General features: G+C 29.6%; 23 protein-coding genes and 1 pseudogene. 11 read left to right on the top strand and 13 right to left on the bottom strand.

Annotated features, from left to right (window positions below; genetic code table 11):
• The first annotated feature begins 16 nt into the window (after nucleotides 1-16).
• The 4 genes from BM072_RS14220 (at nucleotide 17) to BM072_RS14205 (ending at nucleotide 3,178) form a co-directional block, all read left to right on the top strand.
• Nucleotides 17-796 (top strand): HAD family hydrolase, encoded by a 780-nt coding sequence (locus BM072_RS14220; RefSeq protein ID WP_092910018.1) that lies wholly within the window; start codon nucleotides 17-19, stop codon nucleotides 794-796.
• 96 nt (nucleotides 797-892) lie between these two features.
• Nucleotides 893-1,630, top strand: coding sequence for a GLPGLI family protein (locus tag BM072_RS14215; protein ID WP_177190325.1), 738 nt, complete (start codon nucleotides 893-895; stop codon nucleotides 1,628-1,630).
• 192 nt (nucleotides 1,631-1,822) lie between these two features.
• Nucleotides 1,823-2,428, top strand: coding sequence for a GLPGLI family protein (locus BM072_RS14210; protein WP_092910012.1), 606 nt, complete (start codon nucleotides 1,823-1,825; stop codon nucleotides 2,426-2,428).
• Nucleotides 2,429-2,449: 21 nt separating this feature from the next.
• Nucleotides 2,450-3,178, top strand: a complete 729-nt coding sequence (locus BM072_RS14205) for a GLPGLI family protein (RefSeq protein ID WP_092910009.1) — start codon at nucleotides 2,450-2,452, stop codon at nucleotides 3,176-3,178.
• 53 nt (nucleotides 3,179-3,231) lie between these two features.
• Here BM072_RS14205 and BM072_RS14200 read toward each other — a convergent pair whose 3' ends face one another.
• From BM072_RS14200 to BM072_RS14170, 7 genes are all read right to left on the bottom strand, one after another.
• Nucleotides 3,232-3,480, bottom strand: coding sequence for a DUF6952 family protein (locus BM072_RS14200; RefSeq protein ID WP_092910006.1), 249 nt, complete (start codon nucleotides 3,478-3,480; stop codon nucleotides 3,232-3,234).
• Nucleotides 3,461-3,778 carry a thioredoxin family protein gene (locus BM072_RS14195; RefSeq protein ID WP_092910003.1) on the bottom strand — a complete coding sequence of 106 codons (318 nt, stop codon included), beginning with the start codon at nucleotides 3,776-3,778 and terminating at the stop codon, nucleotides 3,461-3,463. Before BM072_RS14195 ends, BM072_RS14200 begins: the two co-directional genes overlap by 20 nt.
• Before the next feature lie 161 nt (nucleotides 3,779-3,939).
• Nucleotides 3,940-4,566 (bottom strand): peroxiredoxin, encoded by a 627-nt coding sequence (locus BM072_RS14190; RefSeq protein WP_092910000.1) that lies wholly within the window; start codon nucleotides 4,564-4,566, stop codon nucleotides 3,940-3,942.
• 328 nt (nucleotides 4,567-4,894) lie between these two features.
• Nucleotides 4,895-5,248 carry a hypothetical protein gene (locus BM072_RS14185; protein ID WP_092909994.1) on the bottom strand — a complete coding sequence of 118 codons (354 nt, stop codon included), beginning with the start codon at nucleotides 5,246-5,248 and terminating at the stop codon, nucleotides 4,895-4,897.
• The gene (locus BM072_RS14180) at nucleotides 5,229-7,376 is read right to left on the bottom strand and encodes an endonuclease MutS2 (RefSeq protein ID WP_092909989.1); all 2,148 of its coding nucleotides are present in this window, start codon (nucleotides 7,374-7,376) and stop codon (nucleotides 5,229-5,231) included. Before BM072_RS14180 ends, BM072_RS14185 begins: the two co-directional genes overlap by 20 nt.
• Nucleotides 7,377-7,419: 43 nt before the next feature.
• A complete protein-coding gene (locus BM072_RS14175; protein ID WP_092909986.1) occupies nucleotides 7,420-7,887 on the bottom strand; it encodes a hypothetical protein in 468 nt (155 codons plus the stop codon).
• A gap of 145 nt (nucleotides 7,888-8,032) precedes the next feature.
• Nucleotides 8,033-9,103, bottom strand: coding sequence for a type I restriction endonuclease (locus BM072_RS14170; protein ID WP_092909981.1), 1,071 nt, complete (start codon nucleotides 9,101-9,103; stop codon nucleotides 8,033-8,035).
• Between the two features lie 162 nt (nucleotides 9,104-9,265).
• Between BM072_RS14170 and BM072_RS14165 the strand changes: the two genes are divergently transcribed.
• Nucleotides 9,266-9,934, top strand: coding sequence for a uracil-DNA glycosylase (locus BM072_RS14165; RefSeq protein WP_092909974.1), 669 nt, complete (start codon nucleotides 9,266-9,268; stop codon nucleotides 9,932-9,934).
• Between the two features lies 1 nt (nucleotide 9,935).
• On the opposite strand, the gene BM072_RS14160 is transcribed toward BM072_RS14165, so the two are convergent.
• On the bottom strand, nucleotides 9,936-10,838 hold the full coding sequence (locus BM072_RS14160) for a hypothetical protein (protein ID WP_092909969.1): 903 nt from the start codon (nucleotides 10,836-10,838) through the stop codon (nucleotides 9,936-9,938).
• A gap of 198 nt (nucleotides 10,839-11,036) precedes the next feature.
• Here BM072_RS14160 and BM072_RS14155 point away from each other — a divergent pair, with 198 nt between their 5' ends.
• The 3 genes from BM072_RS14155 (at nucleotide 11,037) to BM072_RS14145 (ending at nucleotide 16,618) form a co-directional block, all read left to right on the top strand.
• Complete coding sequence (locus tag BM072_RS14155; RefSeq protein WP_092909964.1) at nucleotides 11,037-14,498, top strand: methylmalonyl-CoA mutase family protein; 3,462 nt, start codon at nucleotides 11,037-11,039, stop codon at nucleotides 14,496-14,498.
• Between the two features lie 129 nt (nucleotides 14,499-14,627).
• Nucleotides 14,628-15,569 carry a M20/M25/M40 family metallo-hydrolase gene (locus BM072_RS14150; RefSeq protein WP_092909960.1) on the top strand — a complete coding sequence of 314 codons (942 nt, stop codon included), beginning with the start codon at nucleotides 14,628-14,630 and terminating at the stop codon, nucleotides 15,567-15,569.
• A gap of 32 nt (nucleotides 15,570-15,601) precedes the next feature.
• Nucleotides 15,602-16,618, top strand: coding sequence for a PTS sugar transporter subunit IIC (locus tag BM072_RS14145; RefSeq protein ID WP_092909953.1), 1,017 nt, complete (start codon nucleotides 15,602-15,604; stop codon nucleotides 16,616-16,618).
• A 126-nt stretch (nucleotides 16,619-16,744) separates the two neighbouring features.
• Here the strand turns inward: BM072_RS14145 and BM072_RS14140 are convergent, their stop codons facing one another.
• A complete protein-coding gene (locus tag BM072_RS14140; protein WP_092909946.1) occupies nucleotides 16,745-17,830 on the bottom strand; it encodes a YbjQ family protein in 1,086 nt (361 codons plus the stop codon).
• Between the two features lie 90 nt (nucleotides 17,831-17,920).
• A complete protein-coding gene (locus BM072_RS14135; protein ID WP_092909942.1) occupies nucleotides 17,921-18,391 on the bottom strand; it encodes an OsmC family protein in 471 nt (156 codons plus the stop codon).
• Nucleotides 18,392-18,711: 320 nt separating this feature from the next.
• Here BM072_RS14135 and BM072_RS14130 point away from each other — a divergent pair, with 320 nt between their 5' ends.
• A complete protein-coding gene (locus BM072_RS14130; protein ID WP_092909937.1) occupies nucleotides 18,712-19,677 on the top strand; it encodes a SphA family protein in 966 nt (321 codons plus the stop codon).
• Nucleotides 19,678-19,744: 67 nt separating this feature from the next.
• On the opposite strand, the gene BM072_RS14125 is transcribed toward BM072_RS14130, so the two are convergent.
• Entirely contained in the window at nucleotides 19,745-20,188 is a 444-nt protein-coding gene (locus tag BM072_RS14125; protein ID WP_092909932.1) for an SRPBCC domain-containing protein, read from the bottom strand.
• Nucleotides 20,189-20,319: 131 nt separating this feature from the next.
• Between BM072_RS14125 and BM072_RS14120 the strand changes: the two genes are divergently transcribed.
• Both BM072_RS14120 and BM072_RS14115 read left to right on the top strand, forming a co-directional pair.
• Nucleotides 20,320-21,237 carry a helix-turn-helix domain-containing protein gene (locus tag BM072_RS14120; RefSeq protein WP_092909929.1) on the top strand — a complete coding sequence of 306 codons (918 nt, stop codon included), beginning with the start codon at nucleotides 20,320-20,322 and terminating at the stop codon, nucleotides 21,235-21,237.
• A gap of 87 nt (nucleotides 21,238-21,324) precedes the next feature.
• Nucleotides 21,325-22,515, top strand: coding sequence for an MFS transporter (locus tag BM072_RS14115; protein WP_092909926.1), 1,191 nt, complete (start codon nucleotides 21,325-21,327; stop codon nucleotides 22,513-22,515).
• A gap of 71 nt (nucleotides 22,516-22,586) precedes the next feature.
• Here BM072_RS14115 and BM072_RS14110 read toward each other — a convergent pair whose 3' ends face one another.
• Entirely contained in the window at nucleotides 22,587-24,257 is a 1,671-nt protein-coding gene (locus tag BM072_RS14110) for a 3-coathanger stack domain-containing protein (protein WP_092909921.1), read from the bottom strand.
• 3 nt (nucleotides 24,258-24,260) lie between these two features.
• Nucleotides 24,261-24,521: pseudogene (locus tag BM072_RS14105) on the bottom strand (hypothetical protein); the annotation flags it as partial.

Below are 24,521 nucleotides of genomic sequence, written 5' to 3'. Positions count from 1 at the left end.
GACAGAAACAGAAATTATGATAGAATCTTTTTTCTTTGATTTTGATGGAACTTTACAAGGTTTTGAAAATCATCAAATCAGTGAATCGACGATAGAAGCGTTGAAAATTTTAAAACAAAAAAACAAAAAAATATACATTGCAACTGGGCGAAATTTAGTTGATATGCCTGAGCATGTTTTTGAATATGGATTTGATGGTTACATCAATAATAATGGAGGAATGTGTTCGGATGAAAATCGCGAAACTTTTTATGTAGAATATATCAATCCATCTGATATTGAGGCTTTATTGAAATATGATGAAACAAATCCGTTTGCTTTTTCGTACATGACAAATAATAAATTTAGCATAAATCGTATCAATGAACGTGTAGAAAAATCGTTTGCTTATTTTGGAATGGAAATTCCGAATGTAGTAGAACCACGAGATTTGCCAAAGGATAATATTATGCAAATGAATTTTTTTGTGGATGAGGAACAAGAAAAATATTTGATAGAAAATGTACTTAAAAATAGCATTGGTACACGTTGGATTGAATATTTTGCAGACATTAATCCAAAAGGAATCAATAAAATGAAAGGAATTGAGCGAATGGCAGATAAACATCAACTTGATTTGAGTAAAACAATGTCTTTTGGTGATGGTGGAAATGATATTACCATGATACAAGGTTGTAAAATTGGTGTAGCAATGGGCGATGCAAAAGATAATGTAAAAGAATTAGCAGACCACGTAACAACTTCTGCGGATGATAATGGAATTTGGAATGCTTTAAAGTTTTATGAATTAATTTAACAATAAGCGATTAAAAGATAAAGTTTTGATAAAAAAATGCATAAATCGTTTCGGTATATGCATTTTTTATTTAGGTTTATTACAAAATCACATTTTATGAAAAAACACGTACTCTTTATTATCTTGTTAACTGCAATTTCTGTTTTTGGACAAGAAAAATTATTGGTAAAATACGAGCAAGTTTCTTATCCGACAATGTATGATACAAATGGAAAAGAGATTGTTCAAAGTCCGGAAATGAAAAAATATTTTTCTAAGCCTGTCGAAAATTACCTAACAATTGATGGTAAAATTGGTCAATATTATAAAATAGAAAAATTAGATAATAGTCAATCCAGTTTTAAAATTAATATGATTGGTGGAATTTGGGATCAAAACAGAGAATTTGATTTTGATAAAAATGAAATTCATGTGGAATATATGGCAAATAATAAACCTTATATTTTGGTAGATACTATTGCGCGAAAAAATGATTATCAATTAACCCGAGAAACGAAAAAATTGTTAGGTTATGAAGTTAAAAAAGCAGAACATAAAACAGAAAAAGCAACTATTGTAGTTTGGTATGCGCCAAGTTTACCAGCTCGTTTTGGTCCGGATAGATACATTAATTTTCCTGGATTAGTTTTATCTGTTCAGTTTTATATGAATGGTAAAACAGAACCTGTAACCGAAATTTTGGCTACTTCTGTAGAGTTTAATGATAAATTGAAGCCTTATGAATTAAAAAAAGGAAAAATTATCAATAAAACGGAACTGAATAAAATGATACAAGATGATGAAATTCGTCAAAAAGAAGAATTGATTCAAAATCAAGGCGTAGATAAAGAATAATTTAATGTTATATTTAAAAATTAAACCCCGGATTATATGAAGAATAAATTATTATTTACTTTGTTATTTTCAAGTTCCCTTTTATTTGCGCAACAGAAATTTATAGTTGAATATGCTCAAAATAATCAAAATAATCCTGAGAAAGAGTGAGAACAAGAAATTGAAATTCAAAAAAAATATCCAGGAACATCAATGAAATTAGGAGGATTTGTTACTCAATATTATCAATTGGAATATAATAATGGAAAATCTAATTATTCTCAAATTGAAACAATTAACAATAGTCAAGAAAACGGAGGCTCTAATTTTGCAATTTCTATTTCTATAGGTGGTGAGTATAAGGCTTTAGTAGGAGATCAGACGTCGAAAGCATTTAAACAAGGGGTAAAATTAGATAATGAAAATTATATTGTAAATATACCTTTTCAAGATTATGAATGGAAAATTTCAAATGAAGAGAGTACCATTCTTGATTATAAAGTAATAAAAGCAATTTCGGAAAAAGAAAATATTATTGCTTGGTTTGCTCCAGATATTAAGGTTAATCTTGGTCCAAATCAAATAAATGGTTTACCAGGATTGATTTTAAAATCAGAAACACAATTAAAGAATAAGTTGGAAACGAAGTTGATTTTTGAAGCAACTAAAGCTAATCTAAATCCTAAAAAATTTACGAAAGAAAAACCAATGAAGGGAAAAGAAATAGCACAAGAAGAATTTAAAAAATTGCAAGAAGAATCAAATGAGAAAATGAAACAAAGTTTTTCTTCTGAAGGAGTCAAAACAAAAATTGATTAAATAATTAAAACCCCAAATTATATGAAGAATAAATTATTATTTACTTTGTTATTTTCGTGTTCACTTTTATTTGCGCAAGAGAAAGTTGTAGTAGAATATGAATTTAGAAATGAATTTGATTTATCAAATGTAACTGATCCAAAAAAAGTTGAAATATATAAGAATAGTAATGATAAAAAACAATATTATGAATTGATTACAACCAATGAGGAATCGATTTATAAAAAGATTGAACGTATAGATAATTCACAATCACAATCAAAGATGTCTATAAGTTTTGGTGGTGTAGGAAATGATTTTTATAAAAATTTTAAAGATAAAATTTCGTTAACTTTTATGGATTATAATGGGACTAAATTGATTATTAAAGACTCATTAAAAATTCAGCCTTGGATTATACAAAAAGATAAATCTACTATTTTAGGTTACGAAGTTAAAAAAGCAACATATAAAGAAAAAGATTCAACTTATGAAGCTTGGTTTGCACCAAAATTAAATATTAAAAATGGACCAATAGAATATGCAGGTTTACCAGGTTTAATTTTAAGGTTAGAGATTTTGAGTGGAGGTAAAATGTCAGTTAAACGAATTTATCAAGCTACAAATATTACACTTGATACAAAATCTAAAATTGAAAAACCTACCAAAGGTAAAATTGTTAGTCAAAAAGAATTCGAAGATATTATAGAGAAAGAAAATAAAAAATACGAAGAATTTGAAAATAATAAAGTCGAAACAAAAATTGATTAAACAATAAAAAAGCCAACTGAAAAGTTGGCTTTTTATATATAAAATTCTAATTTCTATTTGTCGATAGAACCCATTACACGCTGCATAAATGTATTTGCAGCAGTACGCTCGTCCATTCCTTCGTCCATCATTTGTTTCATCTCAATAGCGCCACAAATGTTAGAAATCATTTCGCCAATCACTTCTTGTTCTGGCTCTTTAACCGCAGGCGAATCAGCGTAAGCTTCTAAAACCTCTAATGCTGTTTCCATAGCTTCTACAGAAACAGTTTTTGCTAAATTCTTAAATATTGGCAACTTCATTGATCAATTCTTTTACAGCTTCAATTTTAGATGCAGTTACTTGCCCTACGTTTTGCCCACCTTTAAAAACAGCGAATGTTGGTAAATTAGGAACGTCAGCTAATTTTCTTGATTCTGGTAATTTCTCAGCATCAACGTATAAAAATTCTGCTTGACCTTCGTATTCAGCCGCTAATTTCTTAAACTTTGGTTTTACTAAACGACAGTTTCCACACCATCCTGCACCATATTGTACAATTACTATATTGTTATCAGCAACTACTTGTGCTAAGTTATCTTGTTCTAATTCTGCAAACATTTTATTTATTTTTTCAGTTAAAAATTGGGTATAAAAAAGGCTGTCTAAGGAATAAACTTCGTGATTTTGTGTTGAAAATGAATTCGTTAAAAATCGCCTGTCAATCATTTTAGACAGCCTCCATAAATTTTAGAAAATCAACGATTCTCTAAATTATTTTTTTAGTGAGAAGCTAAATAAGAAGCAACACCATCTTTAGTAGCGTTCATTGCATCTTTTCCTTCTTCCCAGTTTGCTGGACAAACTTCACCATATTTTTCAACGTGTAAAATAGCGTCTAATAAACGTACATACTCATCAATATTACGACCTAATGGTAAATCGTTGATTGTTTCGTGACGAACAACACCATTTTTATCAATAATAAAAGTTCCACGGTAAGCAACTGGAGCTCCTTCAAATTTTAAAGAATCGTTTTCTTCGTTGTAAACATATTCACCAGCCAATACACCATAATCCATAGCGATTGTTTTAGCAAAATCTGCAACAATTGGGTAAGTAACACCTTCGATACCTCCATTGTCTTTAGCTGTGTTTAACCACGCTAAGTGAGTTTCTTCAGAGTCACAAGAAGCTGCAACTACAATTGCATCTCTTTTTTCGAATTCAGCTAATTTAGCTTGGAAAGCGTGTAATTCTGTTGGGCAAACAAATGTAAAATCTTTTGGGTAAAAGAATAATACGATGTTTTTTTCTCCAATTGGTAATGAAAAGTTTTCAACGATTTCATCTCCATCAATTACTGCTGGCGCTGTAAATAAAGGCGCTTTTTTTCCTACTAATGACATAATATTTATTTTTTATATTTTAAAATTCTTAATAAGTGTTTTACTTCTTATTTCTTGTACAAAATTAGCCCGATTTATTCTGTTGTCAATAGATTTTCAATTTCTATTTTAGATAAAACTATAAATAATTTTTATAACTATACATTATTAAAACTTATTGAGTTTATATCGTATTGATTTATAATCAAAAGGGCATTGTTTTGTCTTATTTCTTTAGCTAAGGTAGCAAGGTTTTAGCCAATTCAGAATGATATTTGTTATGTTGATGATTATTTAAAACCAATAAAAAAGTCATTATAAAATTTACAATGACTTTTTTGAATATCTATTAATAAGAAATAAAGCAGACTTCAACAATATCGTCTGCACTATTGCAATTTTCTATTTGTACTTTTATCGAGTGTTCTCCAGTATCTATTCTAACTTCATTTGTAAATTTACTGTATCCATTTTTCGGATTTTTAAATCTAATTTGAAATACACCTTTATCTCCCAATAACGATGAACTATTGTAATCAATAATATAAGAACAATTATTGGTGCTTTTTGTCCAACTTTTTATCGTAACAGAAAGTGAACAACTATACGATTTTACGTCATCCTCAAATAAATTATCATACAATTCATCACAAGAAAACAGTGTGAAAAAAATAAGGATGTAACTAAATTTTATAAACTTCATTCACATTAATTTGAGTAGTAAATAAACCATAATTTACAAAAACGGTGTCTTTTTTTATCTTATCAATTGTCCCAACCGATGTAGATCCATGTATTTTTACACGATCACCAACTTTCAAAGCTTCAATTTTTTTCTTTGTTTCAGCTTTTTCTTTTTGTACAATTACTTCTTTTTGTTTAGAAATAGTTGCAGAATTTTCTTTCAATTCGCGCTGAACTTCTTTCTCTACAATTTTTTCTATTTTCTTAAGTTGCTGAACTTCCTTGGTTTTTTTTGAATTTTCCATTTCAATTATCTTCAAGAAATTAGCAATTAATTGCTTTTTATTTTTCGATTTCAAATATGAATCCGACATATCAACAATACGTTTTCCAATCATCATCGTTTTTTGTTCGCGATCATATAATTGCTGAAAATCGTATAGTTTTTGTTGAATTTTTTCGTTCGTTATTTCTAGCTTTTCGTTATTTTCAATATTTGTATCACGTAATTCTTCAACTTGATCTTTCGTTTTCTGAATTTCAAATTTTTCTTGTTGAAGCTTTAAAATTGTTTTATCTAAACTAACTTTTTCACTTTCAACTTTCTTTTTTGCACGATTAATTAAACGAAATGGAATCTTATTTTTTTCTGCAACTTCAAAAGTAAACGAACTTCCGGCTTGTCCAACTTCTAAGCGATAAAGCGGATCCAACGATTTTTTATCAAACAACATACACGCATTTATAGCTTCGGGTAAACTTTCGGCGCTCAGTTTTATGTTGGTATAATGCGTGGTAAAAACTCCAAAAGAATTTCTTTCGTAAAATTCTTCAAAAAAAACTTCAGCCAAAGCTCCACCTAATTCAGGATCAGAACCTGTCCCAAATTCATCCACTAACAACAATGTTTTATCGTCTGCTTGTTTCAGAAAATAAGACATTTGTTTTAGACGATAACTGTAGGTTGATAAATGGTTTTCGATGGATTGATTATCACCAATATCTGTAAAAATTTGATTAAAAAATCCAAATTGACTTTCTTCTTTAACCGGAACCAAAACACCACTTTGAAACATGATTTGCAATAAACCAATAGTTTTTAGCGTGATTGATTTTCCACCTGCATTTGGTCCAGAAATAATAATGATTCTACATTTTTCATTCAATTCTAAACTTTGCGGAATCGTTTTTTCTTCTCGTCTTTTGTTATTTAAAAACAAAACGGGATGATAAGCATCAATTAATTTGATGATTCTATTTTCTGAAATTTTAGGTAAAATTCCGTTGATTAGAAAGGCATAATTTGCTTTTGCTTGTGTAAAATCGATGTATTCTAAAAAGGTTTGATATTCTTCTAAATTTGGTTTGTAAATAGCAATTTGAGCAGTTAAATCTAAAAGAATTTGAATGATTAAATGTTTTTCTTCTTCTTTTAATTCTTCCCATTCTCGTCTTGGAGCTAAAACACTTTCTGGCTCAATAAATGTAATAGAACCCGTTTTAGAAGTTCCTAAAAATTGACCTTTTACACGTTTTCTTTGAAAAGATTTTACAGCTAAAACACGTCGATTTCCAAATACAGACTCTCTAATATCATCCAAATAATCTGCATGATAAGCCATAGATTTATTGAATAATTCGGTAATACGACCGTTTAAATGGCGCAAGCGATCGCGAACAATTTTAAGTTCTGGACTTGCATCATCCTTTATTTCTCCAAATTTATTAAAAACTTGATCGATTAATTTAACGATACTTTTTTCGTAAACAATTGATTCTCCTTTCTGAAACAAATTGGGCGAATATTCTTTAAAAGCAGTCAAATATTTCAAAACTTCTTTTACTTGCAAAGTGTTCGCTTTAATCTTGAAAAATTCTTCTGCAGGCAAATAGTAATTTTCAATTTCTAATCGTCCCAGATTTTCATCTAAAATATAATATTCTGAAAAAGGAATTTGATTTCCACCTTCAATACTTGATAAAATCTCGTTTGTAGTTTGTAAATCTTCAATCAAAAGTTGATGATCTTCGTATGGTTTTAGTTGAAAAATATAATTATCAACTTTTTCTGTATAGGCAAATGCTGCAATTTCTTTTTGTACAGCATTGAATTCTAGGTCTTTTAATGTTTGCTCTGATATTTGCATTATTGCAAAATTACGGATAAAATTTTTATATGAGAACAGTATCTTAACGAACTTCCAAAGCTATTTTATAACGTTGTTGTATAGTGTCTTTAATTACTTTTATTTCTAAATTATTGATGTCCGTTTCGTCTAAAATTGTAATAAAAAAACGTGCTTTATTTTTCTCTTTTTCATCTAAAAAAGCAATATCATAAGGCGTGATGAATGCAAATTGCCCAGAAATTTCTTTGCCATCAAAAAGATTCGTCCAATATTGGTTTTCGTTAAAAGAAATATTTTTTTCATCTGATTCTATTTCAATAAATTCGTGTAATTCATCATCAAAAATATGTGTAAAAATCCAAGCTCCTTGAATGTTGTCAACTTCATCACTTTGAGTAGTTTCATTAAGTAAAGGACTTTGATTAAGTTGTTTATTATAATTTTCAAGCCGTTTGCTTTCTTGTTTTTCCTGACAAGAATTCAGAAACAAGACAGAAAATAGAATAGCGGTAATTAGAGATTTTTTCATAAGATTTTATTTGTAGGTATACTAAAATAAGGATAATTATAGTCCAGAAATTAAAACAATTAATATTTTATCATGCTTGATTTTAGAGTGTTGTTGAAAATGACCTACAAATAAAAAATGTCTCTTTTTTAAGAGACTTTTTTTATTAATTTTCTAGTTCAATATAATATTTTACAATTTTCTTTAATTCTTCAGTTAATTTATAAAGATCATCTATTTTGGTAAGCTCTGTTTTCGTTTCTGTTTTTGTGTCATCAAAAATTCCGATTTGTAATTTTTTGTCTGTAAAATATAATCGACAAATTGGTTTCCTATTATTATCATCAAATAAGATGGCAAAATAAGATTGCGCATCTCTGTAAACAATTCTTTCTGGCGAACATTCTGCTGTACAAATCGCTTTTATAATTAAAAATGCATCTAATTCATCTTTCGTTGTAATAATTTTAGAATCTTCTAAATCAGTTTCAACATCATCTGTGTTAGTATTCTGAATTTTAGTTTCCTTTGTTAATGCAGTTTGCAAACGATCTGTCACAATATCACTAAAATGTTGATTGAACGAATTTTTGACTAAACCAGTAAATTGATCCAATACTTTTTGTGTGATGATTGATGGATAAATTTGTTTAGCAAAATGACGGACAAATTCTGCCGATGGATTATTAATTTCTTCATTAATAAGTGTTTTCAACTCATTTGTGTATTTTAAATCACTTGCTGTATTGACAATTTTTTCGAAATCAAATTGAGATTTGTGAAACTTTTTAAGCTCTTCAATTTGATTTTCTTTTATCTCAGTTATATCAAAATGAAAAAATGGTTTTTCGTCCATTTTATTCGTTTCTACTAAATCTGTGAAAAATTTATATTCAATTCCATTTGTCAATATTGCAAATTTTGCCTTTGTAGTATGAAAATATCGAAACAATTGTGAAGCATTATTTATAGACAAAGGTGCAGCATGATGTTTACACTCAATTAAAATGATAGGTTCATTTTCTTGAATAATTGCATAATCTATTTTTTCACCTTGTTTTATTCCCAAATCGGCAGTAAACTCTGGAACAACTTCAAAAGGATTAAAAACGTCATATCCAAGGTCTTTTATAAAAGGCATTATAAATGCATTTTTAGTAGCTTCTTCGGTTGTAACTTGAGCTTTTAAAGCATCAACTCTTTCTCCTAATTTTTTTACAATATCTTTAAAATCCATAATTAATTTGTGTTTTCTATAAAAATAAAGGATATGATATATATATATTTACGGTTTCACGTAATTGGATCATAATTGTGAGATTAAATTTTTCCCTAATATAATTTTAATTTGCAGTGCGACTAAATAAAACATAATTTTATCGTCGAAAATTAGATGATGATGGATGTAAAAATAGAAGCTTCTTGGAAGCAAGTTTTAAACAATGAATTTGAAAAAGATTATTTCATTAAATTAACAGAATTTGTTAAAAATGAATATGCTACGAAAACAATTTATCCGCCAAAATCTCAAATTTTCTCTACATTTGATTATACTTCTTTTGATGATGTAAAAGTTGTGATTATTGGTCAAGATCCTTATCACGGCGAAGGTCAAGCGAATGGTTTGTCTTTTTCAGTTGCGGATGGAGTTAAAATTCCACCAAGTTTGAGAAATATCTACAAAGAATTAAAAACTGATTTAGGAATTATTGAGTCAACTTCTGGTAATTTAGAAGCGTGGGCAAAACAAGGTGTTTTGTTGTTAAATGCAACGTTAACCGTGGAAGCTGCAAATGCTGGTTCGCACCAAAACAAAGGTTGGGAAGACTTTACAGATGCGGTTATTAAGCTGCTTTCGGAGGAAAAAGAAAATCTTGTTTTTGTACTTTGGGGAAGTTATGCGCAAAAGAAAGGGAAGAAAATAAATCGCGAAAAACATTTTGTGATAGAATCTGCTCATCCATCGCCATTGTCTGTTTACCGCGGTTTTTGGGACAGCAAACCTTTTTCTAAAACAAATGAATATCTTAAAAGTAAACATATGCAAGAAATTGACTGGAAAATTTAATTTACATCGCTATAATTTTGTCTAAATATTCTTTAAACATAATCGGATTATTTACATTAATGTAAGGAATTTCCTCGGTAATTGGTTCTTTTAATTTATTATATGTTGCCACAAAAATTGTAGAAGTTGGATAGATTTTTTTGATTGTTGATAGATAATCTTTCATTTTATCTTTGTCATAATCATCGTTAATATAGGTGAAAACATGTGTAATGTTTATTGTATTTAAACATTCATTAATCGATTCTTTCGTTTGATTATCACCTAAATAAATGCTTTTTTCGCCATCTAGTTTTAACAATAAATGAGCGTATAATAACTCGATATCATGAAATTCATTTTCTGGTAAAAATAAGAGCCAAGTTCGGTTATTGTCAACAGAATATGGTGTAGATTTTATTAAGAAATGCAATTGTTTTCGGATTAAATTTTTAGTAAAAGATTTAATAGCTGAATGAACCGAATTTGTGTCTATAAGAATAGCTAATTGACTAATTACTGGAAAAACAATTTTCACACAACATTCCTCAATACCAAGTTGTTTAAAACAAATTGATAAAATAGAATCAAATGATTTTGCGTCGTATGTAAAGCAAGAACAAACCAATAAATTAATCAAAGGTGAAAAAATTTTGTTCTTTTTTAAAAAGTTTTGAAGTTCAAATTCTGTTACAATAGACAATTCTGAAATAGATTGCGCGCAAAGTTTTTCTACTGTATAACGTACATTAGAGTTTGCTAAGAAAGAAACAATGATTAATTTTTTTAAATCATCTTGTGTAAAAAGTGATGATTTATCAATTTTTTCGTCATTAAAAATCTTATATTTCTTGTTCCATAAAACAATCATTTGTTCATTTAATTTCGAAAATTGTACCAAATGATTTAATGTATAACTATACATAGTAGATATTTTCTATAAATTTTACGATTATCTATATTTACTTTTAAAGTTAATCATATATTTTGATCAGATTCTGTTTATTTTTATAAGATTGGTAATGAAGTCTGTAATTTTCTCTCTAATTGATAATTAGAGCTTATATTTTAACTTCAAAAAAATCTTACCTTAGCGATAAGGATAAAATCAAAACACAAATAAATGTCACAAATAGCTCAAGAAGAGAAAAAAGAGAAGTTCGTACATCCTGTACAAGAAGCTTATCAGCCCAAAAATAAAGTGCGTATTGTAACTGCGGCGGCTTTATTTGACGGTCATGATGCGGCAATTAATATTATGCGTCGAATTATACAAGCAACTGGTTGCGAAGTTATTCATTTGGGGCACGATAAATCTGTAGAAGATGTTGTAAACACGGCGATACAAGAGGATGCAAATGCAATAGCAATGACTTCTTATCAAGGTGGACACAACGAATATTTTAAATATATGTATGATTTGCTTCAAGAAAAAGGAGCTGGTCATATTCGCATAGTTGGTGGAGGTGGAGGAGTAATTCTTCCAACTGAAATCAAAGAGTTGATGGATTACGGTATCACACGTTTATATTCGCCAGATGATGGTCGTGCACTTGGTTTACAAGGAATGATTAATGATATGGTAGAAAAAGCAGATTTCCCGACTGGTAATTTGGTTTTACCAGCTGGTAAAGATGTGTATCAATCCTTAAAAGATAAAGATGTAACAACGATTTCTCGTTTGATTTCGTTAGCAGAAAATAGAGAAGAAGACTTTTTACAAGAGTTTGATTATACGAAAGTTGAAGATAAATCTGCACCAGTTTTAGGAATTACAGGAACAGGTGGAGCAGGAAAATCATCAATGGTAGACGAGTTAGTTCGTCGTTTTTTGATAGATTTTCCAGAAAAAACAATTGCGTTAGTTTCAGTTGATCCTTCTAAGAAAAAAACGGGTGGAGCATTGTTAGGAGATCGTATTCGTATGAATTCGATTAACAATTCGCGCGTTTACATGCGTTCTTTGGCTACACGTCAATCAAATTTAGCTTTGTCTAAATATGTTGGTGAAGCGCTTCAGGTTTTAAAAGCGGCAAATTATGATTTGATTATTTTAGAAACTTCGGGTATTGGTCAATCTGATACAGAAATTTTAGATCATTCTGATGCTTCTTTGTATATCATGACACCAGAATTTGGTGCGGCTACGCAATTAGAAAAGATTGATATGTTAGATTTTGCTGACATTGTTGCTATTAATAAATTTGATAAACGTGGTGCATTAGATGCGTTGCGCGATGTAAAAAAACAATATCAACGCAATCATAATTTATGGGATATCGACCCAGATACAATGCCAGTTTTCGGGACAATTGCATCGCAATTTAATGATCCAGGAACTAATCAATTGTACAAATCGATTATTGATAAAGTGGTAGAAAAAACGGGTGCTGATTTGAAATCTAATTTTGAGATTACAAAAGAAATGTCAGAAAAAATCTACGTTATTCCACCAAGTCGTATTCGCTATTTATCTGAAATTGCAGAAAATAACCGTGCTTACGATGTAAAAGCGATTAATCAAAAAGATGTTGCACAGAAATTATATGGTATTTTTAAAACGATCGAAACTATTTCTGGTCAAATTCCTGCATTAACACAACATGGTATCGAAATTACGGGAACTAATAATCCAGATTTATCAAAAGTATTATTAGCCGAATTTGATAAACTTAAAAAAGACTTTGATCCACACAATTGGGAAGTAATTTTTACGTGGGATGAAAAGGTAAATAAATACAAAAATCCAGTGTATACATTTAAAGTGCGCGACAAGGAAATTAATATCCAAACGCACTCAGAATCGTTATCACACTTACAAATACCTAAAGTTGCTTTACCAAAATACGAAGCTTGGGGAGATATTTTGAAATGGGTTTTACAAGAAAATGTTCCAGGAGAATTTCCGTTTACATCAGGACTTTATCCGTTTAAACGCGAAGGAGAAGATCCAACTCGTATGTTTGCCGGAGAAGGTGGACCAGAACGTACAAATAGACGTTTTCATTATGTTTCGAAAGGAATGCCAGCAAAACGTTTATCAACTGCTTTTGATTCGGTAACACTTTATGGAAATGATCCAGGTCATCGTCCAGATATTTATGGTAAAATTGGGAATGCAGGAGTTTCAATTTGTTGTTTAGATGATGCGAAAAAGTTGTATTCGGGATTTGATTTATCGCATGCAATGACATCAGTTTCGATGACGATTAATGGTCCAGCACCAATGTTGTTAGGATTTTTTATGAATGCTGCAATTGATCAAAACTGTGAAAAATACATCAAAGAAAATGGTTTAGAGGCTGAAATTGAAGCTAAAATCGAAGCTATTTATAAAACAAAAGGAGTAGATAGACCACAATATAATGGCGAATTACCAGAAGGCAATGATGGTTTGGGATTGATGCTTTTAGGTGTTACAGGTGATTTAGTTTTACCTGCTGATGTGTATGCAGAAATCAAGAAAAATACATTGGCTCAGGTTCGTGGAACGGTTCAGGCAGATATTTTAAAAGAAGATCAAGCACAAAATACATGTATTTTCTCAACAGAATTTGCATTGCGTTTGATGGGAGATGTGCAAGAATATTTTATCAAAGAAAATGTTCGTAATTTCTATTCTGTGTCTATTTCTGGTTACCATATTGCCGAAGCGGGCGCAAATCCAATTACACAATTGGCGTTTACATTAGCAAACGGATTTACGTATGTTGAGTATTATTTATCTCGTGGAATGGATATCAACGCGTTTGGTCCAAACTTATCGTTTTTCTTCTCGAATGGTATCGATCCAGAATATTCGGTTATTGGTCGTGTAGCACGTAAAATTTGGTCAAAAGCACTTAAAAATAAATACGGTGCTAACGAAAGAGCTCAAATGTTAAAATATCATATTCAGACTTCTGGACGTTCTTTACATGCGCAAGAAATTGATTTTAATGATATTCGTACAACACTACAAGCGTTATACGCAATTTACGATAACTGTAATTCATTGCATACAAATGCGTATGATGAAGCAATTACAACGCCTACAGAAGAATCTGTGCGTCGTGCAATGGCAATTCAATTAATTATCAATAAGGAATTAGGTTTAGCGAAAAACGAAAATCCAATTCAAGGTTCTTTTATTATCGAAGAATTAACTGATTTAGTTGAAGATGCAGTTTTACAAGAATTTGATCGCATTACGGAGCGTGGAGGAGTGCTTGGTGCAATGGAAACAATGTATCAACGATCTAAAATACAAGAAGAATCGTTGTATTATGAAACATTAAAACACAATGGTGCATTTCCGATAATTGGTGTTAATACATTCTTAAGCTCTAAAGGTTCGCCAACAGTAGTTCCTGCGGAAGTAATTCGTGCGACAGAAGAGGAAAAACAATTCCAAATCAAAACTAAAGAAACGTTGCATAAAGCGGATTTTGAAGAAGAAAAAGTACAATTAGAAAAAATACAAGAGATTGCTGTACAAAATGAAAACATTTTTGAAGCTTTGATGGAAGCAACAAAGGTTTGTTCGTTAGGACAAATTACAGATGCTTTGTTTGAAGTTGGTGGTCAATACAGACGAAATATGTAGTTTTTAGAAGATTACAACATTCAAAAGCCTTCCAATTTGGGAGGCTTTTTTTATGCAAACTTATTACAGATTGTTGTCTGTGATAGCTGATGATTTCTTATTTTTGATTTTATAAAATTTAACAATTCCATGAAATACATTTTAGCCTTCTTTTTACTAGCATCTATTCAAGTTTTTTCTCAAGAAATCGATGAAAATCTTCTTAAAAAACACGTTTATCATTTGGCGGACGATAACATGAAAGGTCGTGGAACTGGAAGTAAACAGAATATAAAAGCAGCGAAATATATTGCGAAAGAATTTAAAAAACTAAACTTAAAACCTTTAGGAAACAATGGTTTTTACCAACATTTTACAGCAAAAGTTAAGAAAGTTGTGGTAAAAGATAGTTTACGCGATGCTAAAAATGTGATTGCTTTTTTAGATAATCATGCGGATAAAACAATAGTAATTGGTGCGCATTACGATCATTTAGGAGAAGGAAAACAAGGAAGTTCGTTGGCAGAAAATAGTGTTGGAATTATTCATAATGGAGCTGATGACAACGCTTCGGGTGTTGCAGGATTGTTAGAATTAGCACGATTTTATAGTCAGAATAACGTAACAGAACCTGTTAATTTTCTGTTTATCGCTTTTGGTGCAGAAGAATTAGGCTTGGTTGGATCGCGTTATTTTGTTGCAAATCCGACGTTAGATTTAAAAAATATTCAATGGATGTTGAATATGGATATGATTGGACGTTTTAATCCAGAAAACGGTGTTTCGATAATTGGTTACGGAACTTCAACTGCTTTTGAAACTATTTATCAAGCAATTGATCTAACTAAATACATTAAAAATTATACCGGTTACGAAGGTCGTGGCGGATCAGACCAAACATCTTTTTATGAGAAAAATATTCCCGTATTATTTTTCCATACCGGTGGTCATCCAGATTATCATCGACCAACAGACGATGCCGATAAAGTAGATTATACGTCTTTAAAAATAATTTTAGAACTAGAAATGGCCTTTATTGACGGTAGTTTTACTCATACAGATATGTTGTTTAGGAGTACAGACAAAAAATAAGCTGATTTAGATTAACAATTTAAAACGTCATCATGCAAGAATTTTTACTAAAAAAAGACATACAAATTTCTGCCAAAAGATATTTTATCGATGCAATGGGCGCAATGGCTTACGGCTTATTTGCAACATTATTAGTTGGTACAATTTTAAAGACAATTGGCGAAGAATTTGGAGTATCATTTCTAAGCGATGTCGTTTGGCCTTTTGCTAGTCAAGCCACAGGACCAGCAATCGCGTTGGCAATTGCATATAGTTTGCGCGCGCCACAATTGGTGTTATTTTCTTCGGCAGTTGTAGGACTTGCAGCTTATAAATTAGGCGGACCATTGGGCGTTTTTATTGCGACAATAATTGCCGTAGAAATAGGGAAAATGGTTGCAGGAGAAACACGTATCGATATTGTAATAACGCCAATTGTTACGGTTTTGGTTGGTGTTATTTTAGCGCAATTAATTGGACCTTCGGTACAGCAATTAATGAAATGGATTGGTGAAATTATTATGCTATCAACAGATACAAATCCGCTTATAATGGGAATTGTGATTGCTGTAATTGTCGGTATTGTTTTGACTTTACCAATTTCGTCCGCAGCATTATGTTTAATGTTAGATTTGGACGGATTAGCCGCTGGTGCAGCAACAATTGGTTGTTGTGCGCAAATGGTGGGTTTTGCAACAATCAGCTATAAAGACAATGGTTTTAAAGGTGTTTTGGCGCAAGGTTTAGGAACAAGTATGTTGCAAGTGCCTAATATTTTTAAAAATTGGAAAATTTGGATTCCTCCAACCTTGGCTTCTGCGATTATTGGTCCGATTGCAATTTTATTTTTTGGAATGCAAAATTCTGCTTTAGAATCGGGAATGGGAACGTGCGGTTTGGTTGGACAAATAGGAACTTACAACGCAATGAAAGATGCTTATAGTACAACGTATATTTTACTTTCAATAATCGGATTACAAGTAATTGCGCCGGCAATTTTATCTTACATCATTTATGCTTTTATGAGAAAGAAACAATGGATAAAAGATGGTGATTTGAAAATATTTTAATCATCTATTTTATATTGTTTTTCTGCTTTACGGTTTCCCGTAAGGTAATTTTAGTGCATCATTTTACTTTTGTAATTAATATACTTTGAAATATTATTTATGAAACACAAATTACTTTTTTGTATTTTAACTAAGATTCTCTTTTAAAATATTTAGTTTCAAGTTAAGATTGTATAGTGCAGATTGTTTGGTGAATGTGTTTTTAATAAAACCGTATTTATCAGAGTTGCAATCATTACAATATTCATCTTCTTTTTTATTTGTATTTCCACATTTACAAGTCCAAATTTCAACTTCTTCAGAAGAAAACATATTCTTCTTTTTTGTGGTATATACCACGTATTGTTTTAAGTTTTGATTGATTGTATTTATCAAAGATTCTATATGTGTTATATCATCCACATTATAAAAACATTTATCATATTTACATAGAAAAATAGCTGTTTTATGAAAGCTTAATTTATCAACGTGTAACAAACTTTCAATTACTTCAAAATCTATATAATTATTTTGTTCAATAATCACATATAACTGTTTATTAAATGTATAATTTTCGCTATTTGCAATAAAATGATAAAGTTTTTTAGATACAATTTGAAGATTATTTACTTCTAAATATCTCAGTAAATTATTTTCAAATTCTAATAATTCTTCAGATTTTTTATCAAATATAAACTCATACTTTTTCAATAAAATATCTATTGCTTCAACTATTTGATTGTTGATTAGTACGTTCCAACTTTCTGGAGTTATTTTTAATTGATTATTTTCTAAATCTGATAATACTTTTTTGTTGCTAATAATATTCTTTATTTCATTTACAGAAATCGTTTTACTTGTATTTATTTTAGTAGTAGCATTATTTTCTATTACAATTGCGGTTCCAATTGCCGTAATCATAAACATAGATTTTCCTTTTCCCGAAATTTCATTTATATCTACTTTTAGAGCAATAATACAATTACAACCTAACCTAAAAGCATTTTGTTTCAGTTTATCAATACTTTCTTCATATATACTTGACAATTGATTTTGAAATTCGTTAGAACGCCCACCAAAAGCATCAGAAAAACTACCTAAAAACTCACTAAACATATTGGTTCCAGTAACAACATGTGCAGAAATAGGTTTTTTATATTCAACAATATTATATCCTTCGATAGATGAAGTAGTAAGAACTAAAACATCTTTATAATTTGAAATTATTTTCATTAAAATTGATTGAATTACAAATATAATCTTCTCTTTTAAGATATATTACGGTTTCCCGTAAAGTAGAAACAGTAGTAAAAGCTAAACTTCTTAATTCGACTCACAAATCGGAGAATGAAACACAGGAAAATTACACGAATTGGCAATAAAACAAAGTTCGTTTGCTTTTTTATGTAACGAAATCGCTAATTCTATCTGAGTAGGATTTGAAATTATAACTTTAGGATGCAGCATAACTTCTACAATACGCCCGCTACCATCATCATTCACTTCAAGCGTAGCTTCTGCATCATCGGTGTACGAAATAACTTCAATATTATTTAGTTTGCAACAATATAAATACGACATCATGTGACAAGAAGTTAAACTACTTAACAACAAATCTTCGGGATTATACAAAGCAGGATCACCTTTAAAAGCCTTGGCTGCGGAGATATTTAAATCTGTTTTGCCTTGTATTGAGATTGTATGACTTTTACTATAAAATTTGGATGTTGATTGAGCTGTTTTTTCTTTTGAAATCCAATTTAATGCAACTTTAAATAGGTGTTTAAAAACCATATTTTATTTCAAAAATACCATTTAGATTTTAAACAATCATACGATAATAATTTCCTCGAACTATTTTTGAATGAAAAGACTCAATTTAGTTCGAAATTTAACCGATAGCACTATCTAATCCTAAAAATATTAATTGTATATTTAATTGATAAATAATTAGTTAAATGATTAAAAAAGTTTCATTGTTTTTTTAGATTATTTCTTGTTGTAATAAACGATTGAGTGGTGCCAATGCAAAGAAAACTCCATTTTTATAAGGCGAGTAGAATGAAGAAATAAAATAAAAAAGCAAAATAATTAATACAAAAATAGAAGATAGTATGAAAAAAATTGTTTCCTCATTCGTGTTATTACTGCTCAGTATAAGCGGTTATTCACAAGGTCATTATAGCGGATCATCTTTTAACCCAAACGATTATTTTGCACCTCACGAAGGTCTTATAATACCAGTTTGGTATGGATTTGCAAATATGAATTATTACAACGGTCAAGGTAAAAAAACGGATCAATTAATTAATAATTTTTCTGGAGAACCTAACTCATTAACAATAAAGCAAAATGTAAAAACACATTCGTTTATTTTGATGGGTATTTATGGCGGAAAAGGAAAAATATTAAACGCCAATTGGGGAATGATGTTAATTCCGACTTTAAACAGCCCAACTGCAAGTATTGCATTAGATTATTATACACAACAAACAGGTGCGGGCACGTATAATTTTACAAATAAAAATGTGGGATTTGGTGATATGTACATACAACCAGTTTGGTTATCGTGGAAAGCTGGGAATTTTCAGTACGCTTTAAACTACGGTGTTTGGGCGCCTACGGGAAAATATGAACCCAATAGTTTAGATAATGGCGGACATGGATATTGGTCGCAAAACATACGTGTGGCAGTAAAATATAAACCAGCGCCAAAAATTAATGTAAGTGCTGCGCATACATTAGAAATAAACCATTGGCAGAAAAAAACAGATTTTAAAGAAGGTACACATCTTACGTTTGATATGGGCGGTTCGTATCTTTTAAATTCGAGAGGTGATGAGATTGGTGTTTTCGGTCATTTTACCACACAAATTTCTGATGATAAAGGTACAGAAGGTAGTAAATTGTCTGATCAAGTAGGTGGTGTAGGCGGTTTTGTATCTTATTGGATTGTTCCTAAAAAAATAGGAGCGATGGCACGAATTACACAAAATTTTTCGGCAGAGAATCGTTTTGCTGGAACAGCTTTTCAAACAGGAATTAATATTCTGATTCCGACAAGTAAAGAAGAACATTAAAAAAACATATATAAATAGATTCTTCGTTTCGCTTTAATTTTTTTAGAGCGAAACGAAGAATTTTTGTTTATGAATTATTATTTTCTGCTAATTCTTTTAATTTTTTATTCATTTCTATAAAACCATTTTTAGTGCTATTATCGAGTTGTTTAGCGAATAATGGAACTAATATTCCGATAAAATTTTCACTTTGAATAAAGGTTGTTGTTCCATCTTGATTGTCAATAAGTTCAAATTTATGTTCACCATCAAAAAGTCCACGAAACAATAAAACTCCAAGCCAACTCATTAATTTATTGGTTTCGAAAGCGGTAACATGTGGTTTAAAAGTCATTGCTTTTGCTTCTGGCGGTTCTATTTTTACTTTAATTTTATTGCCAATATTCATTTGTCCTTCAATGTAAGTGATAAAAGGATTCCAAGTAGGATATTTTTGAAAATCGGTTAAAATCTCCCAAATTTTTTCTGGTTTTGCATGTATTAAGATTTCAGTTTTGATGAGTTTTGCCATTTTATAAAATTGTTGAGGTTATTTCTGGTTTTCAATTTTATACAAGTTACAATTGTTTGTAAAAGTATTTTATTTTTATTTGGGAAAAAGAATAAACATAAATTTATATATTTGATTTTTATAATTTAGAGATGAGCGAGAAATTAGAAACAATTGAAGATTATTATCAAAACGTAAAATTGACAAATTCTGACCTTTTTACTCCAAATGATTTTGAAGAAGGATATTCTCATTTCAATATTTCGATGCGAAAATATTGTAATTTCAGAACTCCTTATAACAGAAGAGATTATTATAAAGTAAGTCTTATTATAGGAAAGGGTATGTTTCAATATGGGACGCATCAACTTTATATTGATCGTCCGGCATTGTATTTTCCGACACCAAATGTGCCATATTCTTGGAAATGTGAAAGTAGCGAGCAAGAAGGATATTTTTGTCTTTTTAATCAAGAATTTCTGAATGAAGATCATAATTTTGAATTATTCAAACGTACTTCTCTTTTTAAAGAATGGAGTAAGCCATTTGTGTTTTTAGATGACGAACAAACAGCTACTGCATTGGTTTATTTTGAACAAATGTATAAAATGAATCAGTCTAATTATCCACATAAAACCAATAGTATTAAGAGTCATTTAGCAGCGATTTTGCACATGGCTTTGGAGTTGAGAGTGGATGACGTAGAGATTAATGAGAATCCTGCAAACGTAAGATTATACCGTTTATTTGATGAATTATTGAATAAACAATTTCCGTTAGACTCGCCTGCGTATCCATTGCAACTAAAACAAGCATCGGATTATGCAACACAGTTAAATGTACATGTTAATCATTTAAATTCATCTATAAAATCTGTTACTAATAAAACGACAACACAACTTATAAAGGATAAAATTTACAACGAAGCAAAGAATCTTTTAATTTTTACTGATTGGGATATTGCCGAAGTTGGTTATACATTAGGATTTGAACAACCGTCTCATTTCAATAATTTTTTTAAAAAATATGGAAATGTCTCACCTTTAAAGTTTAGACAATTAAAACTGTAATTCTTTGTTTTTTGTAAGAATTGCTTTGTCTTATTAAACACTAGATTTGGATGAAGTACTTAATTTTGCTTTTTCAAAAAGTATAACATGTTAAGAACTGCAACAGCAAAACAAAAAAAACTTGCAACGATATTGGCGTTTATCTCAATTCCATTATCTGGTTTTGTTACCGATATATATTTACCCTCTTTTCCTGCAATGGCAAAAGAAATGTTAGTTCCCGAAAAAGACATTCAATTAACGTTAACTTGTTATTTATTGAGTTACGGAATTTCGCAATTATTGATTGGAAGTTTATTGGACAATATTGGTCGTTATCGTCCAAAATTAATAGCATTGGTGCTACTCGTTTTATCTAATATTCTGATAACGCAGACCAATAGTATTTTATTTATCTGTTTATTACGCGTTTTACAAGGAATTTCAATTTCGATATTAGTAGTCGCAACTCGCGCATTTTTTGTTGATATGTACGAAGGCGAAAAGCTAAAACATTATCTTAGTTATTTCACGGTAACTTGGTCATTAGGACCAATTTTAGCACCTTTTTTAGGTGGATATTTAGAAAAACTGTTTAATTGGCATTCTAATTTTTACTTTTTAGCAATTTATGCTGCATTATTGTTTTTTTCTGAATTACTAATTGGAGGAGAAACGATAGCACAAAAAAAGAAATTGAATTTAGCTGATACAGTAGATTCGTATAAAAATATGCTTGTGAATAGAGTTTTTATGCTCGGTATTTTTATACTTGGTTTAAGTTATTCTATCGTGATGTTGTTTAATCTTACAGGACCATTTATTATAGAAAATACATTTGCTTTTGATTCTGTAACAATAGGTTATTGTACATTGATTCTTGGTTTTTCGTGGATGATTGGTGGTTTGATTGCGAAGCAAAGAATGCATTTAGCATTTAATAAACGTATTATTCTTCCAATTATAACTCAATTAGTGTTGATTGTTGCTTTGCTTATTTTGAGTAATTTTTATTCAAATTTATATGTATTGATTGGTTTTGCATTTTTTATACATATTTGTTCGGGAATTCTTTTCACTTCTTTTTTTACAACAAGTATGCTTTATTTTCCTAAAAATGCAGGCGCAGCAGGCGGATTAATGGGTGGTTTGGTTTATATCATCACATCATTGGTTAGTTTTGTAGTATCTGTTAGTGGTTTGGTTGTAACGCAAGGCGATTTAGCAATTCGTTATTTTATCTTTTCATTCATGTTGTTTTTAGTGATTATTTTCATGATGAAATTTCTGAAAAAATAAATGTAATAAAATAAAAAGCCAAGTAAATTTATTACTTGGCTTAGTTTATAGGTTAAGAAAAATTAGATAGGTTATTTTTTGATAATTGATTTTTCATGTAATGTACCCGAAGCATCTAAAAATTTGAAATAATAAATACCAGCATTTAAATTTTGTAGGTTTATTTTAAGTGCATTAGCATTTTTATTATTTCCTGTTAATACAATTTTTGCGTTAATATCATAAACAAACCATTCATTAATACCAATAGTACTGTTAATTTGTACTTGGTTTGATGTAGGGTTTGGTGAAACTATTGTTCTATTTTCAATTTTAGTTTCTGTTTTATAAACAGATGACATTTTACTTGTTTGATCATCAAGAATAAAATTAGACATACAAGGATTAACTTTTGCAATAAAATTAGTTTTTGAAGCTTTAAATCCTGGTTTTAAAATAACTTTCTTGGCATTGTAATTTACTGTTAGATTTTCATTGATTACAGAACTTGCTGTTATAGTATTACTTGCTGTGTAGTTATGACTACTTAGAATAGGCTGATTTATTGTTAAGTCTTGTTGACATACATTTTGAGTAGTTTGTACTAATTGAGGTAATCCACCTCTTATAAGATTAATAGTTATAGGATAATTATTAAGAATTCCCTTTACACCTTGGGCATTACTATAAATATCATTTGGGACTATTTTGTAATAATTACCTGCAGCATTATTTAAATTATTATTAACTAAATATAAATTATTGTCAGCACCTAATTGTATATCTGTATTTATACCAAAACTAATACCTTCTAAATAACTTGATATTACTTGGTCTTTTAAATTTAAAACTTTAGCATATATTCCATACGGGCTACTACACGTACATAAGAAACCATGTATAGTTTTATATGCAAAATATTTACTATCAAAAGAAAAATCATAAGAAATATTTTGATTATTATTAATCGTATAATCTATGATAAAATCCCAATCGTATTGAGTTTTATATTCAGCTAATTTTCCGCTCGAATTATTAAAATTTAATAATTGTATAGAGTAAATATTATAATGTTTTTCAGAATTAATAGTACTTGCAACATACTTTGAATCTGGAGAAATCTTTAATTTTTGTTTTCTACTATATTCATTTGAAGAAGATAAATTTGTTGTACTTATAACTGGATTTTGAATACCAAAAGAATTTAATTTGTATGAATAATACTCTTTATCTTTTCTTACAATTATCCAGAAATAAGATTTATCATGTCCGTAAGTTGAAGCTAATTTCTCATTATCAATACTTTCTAATAATAAATTATTCTTACTAATAACTTTTCCTGCACCTGAATTCAAACTCATGTCTACAATAGAATAATAAAGGTTATTATTACTCAGATTTATAGCTTTAAGTGTAAAAATATAATATTGGTTTTGATTTGATGGATTTGGGACAATAATAGCAGCTTGGGCTAATGTTGAAGTTCCGTTTATTTCAGAACCATTATCCATAGTAGCTTTTGTATGGTTCCAAATTGTTTCTCCATCGGTATAAAAGAGTAATTCTCCAGTTGTTTTGTCACTTACAATTGCAGGAGATTGATCAAAATTTTTAGATAAATAAGGTAGAATAATTTCAAAATCGGATGTAGAATTATATTTAAACTTCACAAGTTTATTACCTATAATCCAATGATCATTTTGCTTCTGTGCATAACAAAAAGTAAAGAATATACTTAATATTAAAAATAATAATTTTTTCATCTATTATTTCTTATTTATAGTTTCTTTTAACTCTTTAATTTCTTTTTGTTGTTCAATCAACAATAATGTAATTTCCTCAATTTTTTGTAAAAGTAAGTTGTTCATTTCTCCCACTTTTAATCCGTTTTCTTGAATTTCTTTTGCAGAAGGAACACCTGGTAAATGATTGTTTTCTTTTACAAATTTTTCTATTTCTTCTAATTTAGGAAACTCGTAATCAGCTTTTAAATCTGATTTTCCTGTAAAGTATTTCTGAAAAACATA

Source organism: Algoriella xinjiangensis, assembly GCF_900115015.1.
In the GTDB taxonomy this organism is placed as follows: domain Bacteria; phylum Bacteroidota; class Bacteroidia; order Flavobacteriales; family Weeksellaceae; genus Empedobacter; species Empedobacter xinjiangensis.
This window is presented reverse-complemented; position numbering and strand designations above follow the sequence as displayed.